Genomic DNA, 12,993 nt, shown 5'->3' on the forward strand with positions numbered 1-12,993 from the left:
AGTGCTTCGCTAGTTTACCATATAGATGGTCAGCGAAGCACTTGAAACGTATAACCTATCCTTCCCTATTCATCAACTTTGCGCCGCGCTGATTTTATATCGGCGCGGCGTTTTTTTTGATCCAGCCGTTCCGCAACGGCCGCTTTTGAGGGCTTGCTGGCTTTTCGTGGTTTCTGAATTTCAAATGCTTTCGCGATGAGCCGGTCAAATTTCCTGATGACTTTTTCTTTGTTGGCCAACTGGGTACGTTCTGTCTGATGAGTGAGCACCAGTTCGCCTTCGTTGGTTAGTTTGTTAGCCAGTTTTTCGAGGAGCTGGGTACGTTGTTCATCAGTAAGTAGTCCGGAATCGCGCACGGAGAAGCGCAATTCTGCTTTGGTGGCCACTTTATTGACGTTCTGACCGCCTGCACCACCACTACGGGCAAACTGAAAGCTGAGATCGGGGTGGAGAGAGGAAGGATCCATAGATTGTTGATTTCCCGTTAAATGGCTGTTGAAAAAGCGAATAATACCTTGAGATTTTATTACTTGCGTATAAATACCTGAACCTTGTTGCACTATACAAACCATTAATCAACTACTACCATGAGAACGCGTTTTTTAGCCGCATCGATCATTGCCGTATTCATTTCAGCTGGTGCATTTGCGCAAACTGAAAAGCCTCACCTGTCGAAGGAGGAGCGCGTAGCACGTCGGGAAGAGATGAAAGCAAAGTTAGCTGCTATGAGTCCTGAAGAGCGTAAAGCATTCAAAGAATCGCAGCGCGAAAAGTTGAAAGAGAAAATGGCCAACATGACGCCCGATCAGCGCGAAAAAGTGAAAGAGCGGCTTCAGGCGCAGCGTGAACGGCACCAGGCTAAAAAGAACGGCTAATCGATCAGGTCAGCATCAATAGCACCAGCGCCCGGCCAATAGGCTGGGCGCTAGTGGTTTAACCGTTTTCTATGGGAAATCGTATACGCTTACTGAGTCTATTGGTCGTCTTGTTGAGCACCGTAAGTTGGGCTTCCCCTTTTCCGGCTGATTCCCTCCAGCCCAGTGCGCCCGCTTCGGGTTCGGCAACCCGGGCAGAAATTAACGTGCGGGTGAACTACACCAGTCGGGCGGTTTTTTCGGGAAGGGAGTTTGGCGTTCGTGAGTGGATGAGTACGCCCAGTATCACCTACTACGCAAAATCTGGCTTTTACGCTGACGTGTCGGGCTATTATTTCAGCCAGAGCCTGCCCCACTACGAACTGACGGCTTTGTCGGCAGGGTATCTGGGAATCGTGAGTAGTCGCGTTACGCTATCGGGCGAACTGAGCCGAACGTTTTTGAGTAAAGCCAGTCAGCAGAATCTGTTGCCATATAGTGGCAATCTGTCGATGAACTACCTGATCAGCCCGGTTTTTTCGGTCAACACCGACTACTACCTGATGTTCGGTAATGCCACCGCCCATCGGGTTCGGTTTTCTTTATCAGCTTTCGCGTCGAAAAAGATGGGTGAGTCGTCGGTTGGGCTTAAACGGATCAGCTGTATTCCTGCCTTGACAGCAATTTTCGGTACAGAAACGTCGGCTTATAATCTGCTGCAACCAGCCATTACCGCCACTACATCAGTAACCGCTGCAACCACTGCTGCTGAGCGTCGTTTGTTGCGCATACAGCAGCGGTTGCAGGCTAAAAAGAACGGCGCAACCACGGTAACCACCACGGCGGCAGAGGCCAGTACCGATGCGTTTGGCCTAATGGCCATAGACTTATCGGTGCCTGTTCGTGCTACCTTCACCGGTTTCCGGCTTGGCTTAACTAACCACTTGGTTAAGCCGGTTAAAATCTATGCTGATGAAGACATGCCAACCAACCCGATTTATTACGCCGATCTAAGTCTCACCTGGCTTATCCGGTAGGTACGTTATGATTTATCAGCCTGCCTGTCGGCTCTGATCTCAGGCAATGTATCAGGGTCGATCAGGCCGATACTGGCGGCATGTTCAGCAGCAGCTACTGTGTCGGGTACCAGCAACATGGGCACGCTGTAGGTGGCGGCTACCTGAATCAATTTCCTGACATCTTCGTCGCGCCTGTCCTCGGGCGATACGTCTCGGATGTATGTCGCCTTGATCCGCCCCGGATTCGCCTGAATTACATCGGCGTAGATCTCCGGGTCCTGTTGCCCGCTGTCGCCCAGAAGCACAAAGGGCAAATCGGGGTTTACCGCCAGAATCTTGTCGATCATTGTCCGCTTATGGGTATGGTGACTTTGCGACGATAACAGATCGGCATTCAACTCCAGATTACGCAGCAACAACGGCCCTTTGGGAATTCCCTGAATTCGGAAGAAATCGATCAGTAGGTCGTAAATGTTCCAGGGGCTGCTGGAAACGAAATAAATAGGATTGAACAGAGTGGTGACCGCCCCACTCTGCAACGCCCGGTAAAATGCGGAAACGCCGGCGAAAGGCAACCGGGTGAAGGCATTTTCCAGAAACGTCAGCTTTAGGGTTTGCCAAATATTGGTGGCACCGGTTACCAAAACGGTGTCATCAATGTCGGAAATAACGCCGAACTGGCTATAGGCGGGGGCAATCATCAGTTGACCGTCTTTCACAACCTCCCGTGTACCCGACCCCGACGGGCCATCGAATCCTTCGGGCTGTTCTACGCCTTCAAGAACGTACCTGACCGGAAACCAGGCCCGGCTGGCGGGTAGGTCGATATTCGGATCGATTGTGATGGAAAAGAACCCGTCTTTATCTGTTACTGTACGGAAAACCTGCCCGAAGGTCTCGATCCGAACGGTGATTCCGCCCACTTCGCTGGTCAGGAATCGACTGACAGTAGCCGATAAATTTTCCCAGAAAGGTGCCCTGTCAACGGGTGAAGCAAGTTCATTCTGCTTTAAAACACGGCCTGTTATCCAAACGGCGTGGGGTGAGCCAAACCCCCGGAAATAAATGATCTGATATGGTTTCATTGACACATATAACCCGATCTAAACTAAAAATTCCCGCTGAGTTAGCGGGAATTTTTTATTGACACCAATATTACTGACCTGAGCTAAGCGGGTCGGTGAGGGCCAACCAGATAAGGTATCGAATACTATATGTCATTCGTTTCAAAGCCTGAAGCATATTCGTTTGTGTGATGATGGTAAAGTTAAGTAGTATTACTTAGTGTGGGGTGTGTGGGTATGTTAACGGATAAAATATTTTGTGAACGGTAGCTTTTAGACTGCTCACCACACCCTGCGGTAACTAATTAGCCTCATTAATTATTTACACCATCGAATGTTTATCTTTTTTACAGTTCGGGCTTGTAAAGCTGCATCTACAGCGCTGAACCAAAATCAGTCACCTAGTCTTTCCAGCGCCACTCGTTGGCAATTTGCAACGGAGTCCGCAGGCCCTGTGCAATGAGATAGTCGCGGGTCTTGGTATCGTCGAAACGGCGGGCCGGTAATTCCTCGGCGTCGGCAAGGGCGTACAATACCATGGCACTATACCGGACAGTGTTCTTCAACTGGTCTTTATTGACGAGGTTAATCCGGTCGCAGTTGGCGTGGTAGCAATCGAGGACTTCGCGGGCCAGATTGCCGTTCATGCCCACGATAGGAACACCTTCAATCATAAAGGGCTGATGGTCAGAGTGTAGGCCCGCCCGGTTTTCCTGCGTGTTGGTAAAGCCAGCATCCGTTTGCTGAATGATATCGCCAATCGATTTCAGGAGCGGCATCATATCGTCGCGACCAAAGGCGTTGATCCCAACGGGGTTGTTGGTCATGTCTAGGTTCATCATATAACGTACCTGATCCAACTGACCTGATCGTTTATATGATTCGGTCATGGCGCGTGACCCCAGCAGCCCCTGCTCTTCGCCCATGAACAGCACAAACTCAACCGTGCGGCGTGGCTTCAGCTTCAGCGTTTTAAACGTACGGGCAATGTCCATAACCGAGAACGATCCAATACCGTTGTCGATGGCACCTGTTGCCAGATCCCACGAATCGAGGTGACCGCCGATCACGATCTTTTCGTCAGGGAGTTTCGAGCCGGGCAGGGTTGCCACTACGTTACGCGCTTTGATCTTCTTACTGAAGTTTGTCATGTCGATCATGGCGTGAAGGTGATCAGTGTGCTCTTCAGTCATCCATTTCCGCAGGGCTACGCCACTTTCGTAGGCAATACAAACCGATGGAATCGGAATCAGCTTGCCGGTAACGGAAGCGGTGCCGGTCAGTAACACGTTACCGGGTACCAGATTCACCATGATTACCCCGGCGGCACCGTGTTGAATGGCCAGCGCCGTTTTTTCTGAGCGATGCAGGTTCCGGGCGCCCTTGGTTGGTGTAGATAAACCAATATTAACCAGGACGATCTTGCCTTTTACCTGATCTTTTACGGCAGCGAAATCGCCCTCCAGGCCGTTACCCACGTCAATTATCTCGCCGCGAACGTGAGCGTCAACCGGCGAGTGAGCCAGCGATACCACGTTGATCTGCCGGAAATTGTCTGACTTGTTAGGAACAATGGCGAGCGTGCAGGTATCACGCATCCAGGATTCCACTTCGAAACTTTCGTACCGAACATCTTTAAATCCGTACTGGCGCAATAGGTTGAAAGCGTATTCTTCGGCTCTGGCCCCGTTCGGGCTGCCTGTCAGCCGGTGACCGATCCGCTGCGAGGCGTCAGAGAGCGTTTCGTAGGCCCGACTATGCTGAAGAACTTCCTGGTTGATCCGCCCGAATACTTTGTCCAGCGACGGTTTCAGGGGTTCGGTAAACGCGGTTACGGTCAGCGTGCCAACCGATAGAATAAAGAACGTAAAGAGTTGTCTCATCAAGACAGGGGCCTAACTGGTTATGAGTTAAATATACGAAAATCGGGTCTCATTTTATGGACGAACAACTAGCCGGATAGTTTCACCCGCACTGCTTTATTTAGAGGTAACGTACCTACGAACAAAGCCTAAAAGGGGATTGTTCTTCGTATAGACGGCTAGCTTGTACCTTTGCGTTGCTGGTCATTGGTTTACAAATCAGGCAGCCATCCGTCAAAGTATATGAAATCATTCGATATTCCCGCCTACTACCGAAGTACAATCATTACCCCATTGAAGGAGTATCGGCGGCGGAAAGATAAGCTAAAGCGTGACTTTACGCCCACTACGCTCGATTTTGGGCCTGTACGGTTCCTGATAGCCCGCCATTTTGGTTTCTGCTACGGCGTTGAAAACGCCATCGAGATTGCCTACCGAGCCATTGCGGAGAACCCCGACAAGCGCATTTTCCTGTTGAGCGAGATGATTCACAACCCCGACGTGAACGCCGATCTGCAAAGTCGGGGTGTTCGTTTCCTGCTCGATACGCTGGGCCGTCCGCTGATTCCGTTCAGTGAACTGACGCCCGCCGATGTGGTGATCATTCCTGCCTTTGGTACAACGCTGGAAACACAACGCGAACTAGCCGCTATTGGCCTCGATGTGGCAACCTACGATACAACTTGCCCGTTTGTGGAGAAGGTGTGGAATAAAGCCAGCCAGATTGGGCAGAAGGCGTACACCGTCATTGTGCATGGTAAGCCAACCCACGAAGAAACCCGTGCCACGTTTTCGCACAGCAAAGAAGGCGCGCCAACAGTGGTAATCAACGACATGAAGCAGGCGCAGCGACTGGCCTTATACATGACCGGCGAGCAGCCCGCTGCTGAGTTCTTTACCGAGTTTGCCGGACAATATTCCGTTGGATTTGATCCCACCCGCGACCTGCGTCGGATTGGGGTGGTGAACCAGACAACCATGCTGGCGTCTGACACCCAGGGCATTGCCGATTACCTGAAGCAGGTGATGATTCGCCAATACGGCTTGGAAGAGGGATCGGCGATGGTGGAAGAGCATTTTGCCAACACCCGCGACACGCTCTGCTACGCGACCAACGACAACCAGGACGCTACTTACGCGCTGCTAACGTACCCAGCCGATTTTGCCGTAGTGGCGGGTGGCTATAACTCGTCGAATACGCAGCACATTGTTGAACTGTGTGAAGAGAAACTACCTACCTATTTCATCGAGTCAGACCGGAAGATTCTGTCAGGTAAGTTGATCAGTCATTATAACCTGCATACGAAACAGGAGTTGGTCACTGAGGATTATATGCCCCGAAGCCGCCCCGTTACCATTTTGCTGACCTGTGGCGCGTCCTGCCCCGACGCCGTTGTTGAAGGCGTGCTAAACCGGCTTGTTGCTGCGTTCCCTGATGCAAAATCAGTGGAAGAGGTGATGGCGGAGTTTAACTAAAGAAGTCGATAGTCAATAGTCGTAAGTCGATAGTGGCGCTGCAATATCACCGGACTGGGATATAGCAGCGCCACTATCGACTTACGACTATTGACTATCGACTTCTTTAGTTAAACCCTCCTTTATATACAAGCGTGCTGCCGTTGCTTTCGTTGTGCAGGCGGTCCATGGCGGTGATTACGTACGTGTATTTTTTCTTCGGATCGGCGGTGCGGTCAACGAGGCGGGTTCCTTCTTCGGGGCGGCAGATGGTCAGAATACGGCGCGGGTCGGTAGTACGGGGAAGGCGAATGCCATCGGTACGGTAAATAACGTAACAACGTACCCGATCGAGTTCATTGGCCTGGGTGGGTTCCTGCCAGAACAGTTCAACGCCATCTACAGCCGGGGCCGCTTTCAGGTTCTGCGGTTGGCCAGGTGGAATGGCATCGAGCCAGGGCATGGTTGGAATGAGCGCCGGATGTTGGTAAAAGTTCAGCCGCAGCGAATCGCGGCTATTCGCCATGTTGGTTTTTAACGATTTGGCACTGAAGAAAACGCTACCCGTCACGTCGGCATACTGGCGGTTGTGCCGCATCTGATCGGCCAATTGGCTGGCTTCACCCCAGCCGGTATCCGTTTTGGTGTTCTTGCCCAGCCGGTAAGCGCCTTGCCCAATATACAGGTGATGGTTGCCCCGGTTCTTCACCCACCAGTCGACCAGCGTTTTGTAATTGGCCCGGTCGAAGCGCGTTGAGAAATAAATCTGCGGCACCATATAATCGATCCAGTCTTCGCGCGCCCACCGCCGGATGTCGGCGTACAGATCGTAGTAAGCCTGCCCGCCAAACGTGACCGACCCATCGGGGTCACTCTTCTGATTTTTCCAGATGCCGAACGGGCTGATACCAAACTTCACCCAGGGTTTCACCGCATGAATGGAATCGCCGATCTGCCGAATCAGTTTATCGATGTTCTGCCGCCGCCAGTCATCTATCTTCAGGCCGTCGGTATTATAGGCCTGAAAAGCAGCACCATCAGCAAATGATTGGCCCACCGCGCCGAACGGATAGAAATAATCGTCGAAGTGAATGCCGTCAACGTCGTAGTTGCGGACAATATTCGCTACCGTTCCTGCCACGTAAGCCCGTACTTCGGGTAAGCCAAGATTGAACAACTTGCGGCCACCATACTCCACCATCCAGCCGGGGCGCTGGTAACTGATGTTGGTAGGGGCAACGCTGGCCGTTTTGCTGAATGTGGCCCGGTCAAGATTTAGCCAGGCATGGAATTCCAGGTTGCGGGAGCGGGCCTCGCGAATCATGAATTCCATTGGGTCATAGAAGGGGTCGGGGGCCAGGCCCTGTTGGCCGGTCAGCCATTCAGACCAGGGTTCGGCGCTTTTGGCGTAGAACGCATCGGCGGCAGCACGTACCTGAACAACTACGGCATTCAGCCCGGTCTGCTGACTCATGTCCAGCAGTTCCATAAACTCGCGCTGTTGATCAACAACGGGCAGCCCTTTTTTACTGGGCCAGTCGATGTTATCGACCGTGGCGATCCAGACAGCCCGGAACTCACGTTTGATCGGGGCAGCCGCGCCGGCATCGAGCGGTGGTTCGAGCAGTAGCGTATCGAAAACCGGCACCGGGCGGGGTGGAATCTTGGCAACTGCAATGGTCGTTGGTGTTGGTGGTGAAACAACTGTAGGAGCCGACGGGGTACTAACAACGACTCTCGCCGAGCCAGTTGACTTGGTGGCCCGATGGCAGCGTAGTAAACCAAAAACAAGGAGGAGCAGTAGCCCTATACTATAAACGGTACGCATAACAGAGTGTATACAGTCGATTCTATGGCTAAGATACTAGATGACGAAATGTTGTTGCGGAGAAAATTAAATAGCCTTGATTGTCAGTTATTTATAGGTTAGACAGGTTTGCAGGTACGTTGGTTTAATCATAATGTACCCGTAACCTTCACGTAACACTGAGGTAACAGTGCCCCGGTAGTTTTGCGGCATGATTCGAAAACGGATCAACGCCAATATGAAACACCTAATACTCATCTGCTCACTTGTCTGCTTGTCAGTGAGCGCCTTTTCCCAGACGGGTATCCTGCGAGGTACCATTCGCGACGGAAAAACCAACGAAGCCATTATTGGAGCTACCGTGCAGATAATGGGTTTAGCCACGCCGATGGGTGGCAGCACTGACGTAAATGGTCAGTTTGAACTGAGTAAGGTGCCTGCCGGTACCCATACGGTTCAGATCAGCTACGTATCCTACAAAACCAAGTCGGTTCCAAATGTCAGGATCGAATCAGGAAACGCCACCGTGCTGGAAACTGATCTGCTTGAAGATAATCAACAATTGCAGGAGGTCGTTGTCAAAGCAGGCCGGACAACCAATACCGAAATCGCTGTTGTGACCGAGATCAAGCAGATCAAGGCAATGGCCGTGGGTGTATCGGCTCAGCAAATTCAGAAATCACAGGACCGCGACGCTGCCGCCGCCATCCGCCGCGTGCCGGGTGTTAGTATCGTCGATAACCGGTTCGTGCTGATCCGGGGTATGGGCGCCCGGTACAATTCGGTGCTCATCAACGATGTTATCACACCATCATCGGAAGTGGATACCCGCTCATTTTCATTCGATCTGGTTCCGAGCAACATCATCGACCGGATGATCGTATACAAAACCGGTCTGGCCGAACTACCCGGCGACTTTGCTGGTGGTGCTATCAAGATTTATACGAAACGCCGTCCTGAACAGAATTTCTTCGATGCGGGTGTTACGTTTGGCTACCGCGGTGGTACTACGGGCGAAACCGTACAGTCGCATAGCCGGGGTGGCCTGAACTGGCTGGGCCTCTGGAGCGCCGACCAGCAGATTCCGAGCAGTTTCCCGGAGCGCGCTGCCGATTTCAATAGTCTGAACTCGTTGCAACGGTCGGCCTACGCGCAGTTGTTGCCGAATACGTGGGCACTGCAACCGATGACGGTGTCGCCCGATATGCGCGTGGCCCTGAACTTCGGCCGTCGGTTCGATGTGGGCAACGTGCGGGTAAGCAACCTGACGAGCGTTAACTACGCAATGACCAATCAGGCCGCGAATGTTGAGTTAAAACTCTATGACAACGACGTGAACGCCAATTCGGTGGCCCAGCAATACAATGACGCCACTTACGCTCGCGGCACTCGCCTGGGTGTGTTGCACAACTGGTCGGCCCGGATTTCGCCACTCTTCAACCTGGAATGGAAAACACTGTTCAACCAACTGAGCACCACCGAAACCGTACAGCGGGTTGGCCAGCAGATTGCTAATAACTCCGACGTTCGGGCGATTTCAGAGCGTTTTGAGAATCGTAGTATCCTGACAACGCAACTGGCAGGTGAGCATACCATCAGTGACCTCACGAAAGTAAACTGGATTGGTAGCTTCGGCTACACGGGCCGCTGGGAGCCTGACTGGAAGCGGGCCCGTTACATCCGCACGATGGGCACCACCGACCCGTTCACGATTGCTACGCCACAGGATCCCACGGCCAATGAAGTGGGGCGGTTCAATTCCAAGCTTCACGAATATTCGTACTCGGGTGTCGGCAACATAGAACATGCTTTCGGTAACCCAACAGACCGTGAGCCAAACCGTATTAAAGCCGGTGTGTACTACGAGCAGAAAGACCGTGACTTTGCCGCCCGTTTCTACAGCTATAACTCGATTGGTGATAATGCCGTAACGGTTCGTGGCCAGGATATTGGCTCTGTGTTTTCGCCACAAAACGTGAACGGATCGAACGGCCTGACCATGCTCGACGGTACGCGTGATCTGGATTCATACCGCGGTTTCAATCGCTACTATGCCGGATACGTTAGCGGAGATGTGTATTTCGGTAGCCGCACCAACCTGACCATCGGTTTCCGGGGCGAATACAACGACCAGAGCCTTCGGGCCAGCATCAATGGCGTTGACACGCGTCTGGTGTCGAACAAGATTTTCAGCCCGCTGCCATCGCTCAACCTGACGTATAAGCTCACCGACCGTGCCAACGTTCGTCTGGCATACTCGTCAACCATTAACCGGCCTGAGTTCCGGGAGTTAGCGCCGTTCAATTATTACGATTTCAACCTGCTGGCCGATATTCGGGGTAACACCACGCTGACAACCGCCACCATCCAGAACGTAGACGCGAAATGGGAGTTCTACCCAACATCGGGCGAACTGATTTCGGTGACCGGTTTCTACAAGCATTTTATCAATCCCATCGAATCGTTCCTGCTGTTGCAGCCCAACAGTCTGGCCTACACTTTCACCAATGCCCAATCGGCACAGAATTACGGCGTGGAGATTGAGGTGCGCAAAGGATTCACCGAATCGTCGAGCCAGTTCCTGAAGAATGTGTCGGTGGTAGGTAATCTGTCGCTGATCAAGAGCCAGGTAAACGTAGGTGATGTGGTGACGGCCCCTGACCTGGGTGGTGAAATTCAGAAATACCAGGGTGTTACGGATGCCAAACGGCCATTGGCCGGGCAGTCGCCCTATCTGTTCAACGCGGGTATCTACTATGCTGCGCCTAAATCGGGCTGGCAGGGTAACATCCTCTACAACGTGTTTGGCCAGCGGATTTTCGCCGTCGGTAACATTCGTAACCCAACCGTTTACGAGATGCCCCGCCACGTAGTTGACCTCAATCTGACCAGAACGTTTGCTAATCGGGTAGAGATCCGGCTGGGTATCCAGGACATTCTGAACCAATACGTCCGTTTCTCGCAGGACTTCAACCGTGACGGTAAAATCGGCAACGATGTTTCGTCACAAACGCCCAACGCTGACCAGGATATCCGCAAGTTTCGCCGCGGTAGCTACTACACAGCGTCGGTTATCTACACATTCGGTCGCCGGGTAATCGTGCCTTAGTGCCTGTGGTTGGGCCTGCCAATGCTTTTCAATTAACCAATCAACTATACGTACATGCTCATGCAAGTAGCAAGCAAACTGGCCTACGCACTGCTCGTCCTCTTCGGACTCACCATTGCGTTCACCGCCTGTAAGAATGATGACCAGCCCGCGCCGGTGTTGGGCATCACCAGCTTTAGCCCAACCACGGCCCCCATCAACGGAACAGTAACGATCACCGGAACGCAGTTCAACGCTACCCCTGCCAGCAACACCGTAACGTTTGGTTCGGCAGTAGCCGACATCATATCAGCGTCAACAACCCAACTGGTTGTACGTGTGCCGGCCGGTGCGCAAAATGGCGCTATTTCGGTAGCAACGGGCAGCCAGAAAGTGGCTAGCTCACAAACCTTCTCGATCGGCACACGGGCTGTCATCACGAAAACCGGCAGCGTAACCGCCAACGAAACCTGGACTGCCGATAATGTCTACTTGATAGCCGGTTTCCTGTATGTGAGATCTGGCGTAACGTTGACTATTCAGCCCGGTACAATTATCAAAGGTGGTACAAAAGATTTAGATCCAACGGGTGCCCTGAAAGGAGGAACGCTCATAATAGAAGCCGGTGCCAAGATTGACGCCCGCGGAACAGCTACTAACCCAATTGTTTTCACATCCAACAAGCCAGCTGGTCAGCGTGGCTACGGTGACTGGGGTGGTGTGGTGCTGATTGGTAAAGCACCAACCAATCAGCCGGGTGCTACGGCCTTTGAAGGTGGTATTTCAGGTACAACAGGTACGTATAGCGACGTGAACGATAACTCAGGTACGTTGCAGTATGTGCGGATCGAGTTCCCGGGTATTGCGCTTCTGGCAGGTAGTGAAATCAATGGCCTGACCATGTATGGCGTTGGCGCTGGTACCACGATCGACCACATCCAGGTGTCGTATTCGGGCGATGACTCATACGAATGGTTTGGCGGTACGGTGAACCTGAAAAATATCATTGCCCTACGCGGATTCGATGATGATTGGGATACCGACTGGGGCTATTCAGGTAAAGTACAGTATGGTGTTGCCCTTCGCGACCCAAACGTAGCCGACCAATCGGCCTCTAACGGGTTTGAATCTGATAACTTCGCGGGTACTGGTTTGCCTGCTACTGGCCCTAACGCCGGTTTGCCACTGACGTCGCCCGTATTCGCCAACATGAGCAACTTCGTCTTCAGCGGAACCCCCTCATCAGCCGTAACGGCAGGTGGTAGCGGTGCTTACCAGTCGGGCATGCACCTGCGGCGCAACACAAACATCAGCATTTTTAACTCGATGCTGGCTGGTTATCCGGAAGGATTGCGCCTAGACAACGGTGCTACAACAGCAACCGGAACATCGGCTAACCTGGCTGCAGGTACGTTGCAACTGCGCGGCATTGTATTGGCAAACGATGAAATTCCAAGCTCAACTACGGTTGTACGTGGTGCTAATGGCCTTACTACTGCTGACGCGATCGCATTCTTCAACACGACAGCTTATGCCAATAAAGTAATCCCATCGTCGGAAGTTGCTACGCTATTGTTGAACTCCGCCAACTTTAACCTGACGGCACCGAACTTCCTTCCACAAACAGGCTCTCCCTTGTTGACGGGTGCCGTTTGGGATGGCAAAGGGGCCGATGCCTTCTTCACGAAAGAGACTTTCCGTGGCGCTTTTGGAACCGTGAACTGGACCCAGGGCTGGGCCAACTGGGATCCGCAAAACACAAATTACAACTAGTATGCCAGGGGCAAAGTCCCCGGCCATTACGTCCTTTTTAATTCATATTGGTGTCGCAATAAAGGCCGGAA

The 12,993-nt window shown here is 52.4% G+C and carries 9 protein-coding genes; 5 read left to right on the plus strand and 4 right to left on the minus strand.

Annotated elements, in window-relative coordinates:
- Positions 1 to 65 precede the first annotated feature (65 nt).
- Positions 66 to 467, minus strand: coding sequence for an alternative ribosome rescue aminoacyl-tRNA hydrolase ArfB (arfB, locus tag J2I46_RS13400; RefSeq protein WP_207329538.1), 402 nt, complete (start codon positions 465 to 467; stop codon positions 66 to 68).
- A 120-nt stretch (positions 468 to 587) separates the two neighbouring features.
- Here arfB and J2I46_RS13405 point away from each other — a divergent pair, with 120 nt between their 5' ends.
- Both J2I46_RS13405 and J2I46_RS13410 read left to right on the plus strand, forming a co-directional pair.
- Positions 588 to 875, plus strand: coding sequence for a hypothetical protein (locus J2I46_RS13405; RefSeq protein ID WP_207329539.1), 288 nt, complete (start codon positions 588 to 590; stop codon positions 873 to 875).
- A 71-nt stretch (positions 876 to 946) separates the two neighbouring features.
- Entirely contained in the window at positions 947 to 1,891 is a 945-nt protein-coding gene (locus tag J2I46_RS13410) for a hypothetical protein (protein ID WP_207329540.1), read from the plus strand.
- 5 nt (positions 1,892 to 1,896) lie between these two features.
- Here J2I46_RS13410 and J2I46_RS13415 read toward each other — a convergent pair whose 3' ends face one another.
- A complete protein-coding gene (locus J2I46_RS13415; protein WP_207329541.1) occupies positions 1,897 to 2,958 on the minus strand; it encodes an App1 family protein phosphatidate phosphatase in 1,062 nt (353 codons plus the stop codon).
- Between the two features lie 380 nt (positions 2,959 to 3,338).
- Positions 3,339 to 4,820, minus strand: coding sequence for a M28 family peptidase (locus J2I46_RS13420; RefSeq protein ID WP_207329542.1), 1,482 nt, complete (start codon positions 4,818 to 4,820; stop codon positions 3,339 to 3,341).
- A gap of 222 nt (positions 4,821 to 5,042) precedes the next feature.
- On the opposite strand from J2I46_RS13420, the gene J2I46_RS13425 reads away from it, so the two are divergent.
- Entirely contained in the window at positions 5,043 to 6,275 is a 1,233-nt protein-coding gene (locus tag J2I46_RS13425; RefSeq protein ID WP_207329543.1) for a 4-hydroxy-3-methylbut-2-enyl diphosphate reductase, read from the plus strand.
- A 106-nt stretch (positions 6,276 to 6,381) separates the two neighbouring features.
- On the opposite strand, the gene J2I46_RS13430 is transcribed toward J2I46_RS13425, so the two are convergent.
- Positions 6,382 to 8,082 (minus strand): glycoside hydrolase family 10-like protein, encoded by a 1,701-nt coding sequence (locus tag J2I46_RS13430; RefSeq protein WP_207329544.1) that lies wholly within the window; start codon positions 8,080 to 8,082, stop codon positions 6,382 to 6,384.
- A 217-nt stretch (positions 8,083 to 8,299) separates the two neighbouring features.
- On the opposite strand from J2I46_RS13430, the gene J2I46_RS13435 reads away from it, so the two are divergent.
- Both J2I46_RS13435 and J2I46_RS13440 read left to right on the plus strand, forming a co-directional pair.
- Positions 8,300 to 11,170 carry a TonB-dependent receptor gene (locus J2I46_RS13435; protein ID WP_207329545.1) on the plus strand — a complete coding sequence of 957 codons (2,871 nt, stop codon included), beginning with the start codon at positions 8,300 to 8,302 and terminating at the stop codon, positions 11,168 to 11,170.
- A 60-nt stretch (positions 11,171 to 11,230) separates the two neighbouring features.
- On the plus strand, positions 11,231 to 12,922 hold the full coding sequence (locus tag J2I46_RS13440) for an IPT/TIG domain-containing protein (protein ID WP_207329695.1): 1,692 nt from the start codon (positions 11,231 to 11,233) through the stop codon (positions 12,920 to 12,922).
- Positions 12,923 to 12,993: the final 71 nt, after the last annotated feature.

The organism is Fibrella forsythiae (genome assembly GCF_017353175.1).
Classification (GTDB): Bacteria; Bacteroidota; Bacteroidia; order Cytophagales; family Spirosomataceae; genus Fibrella; species Fibrella forsythiae.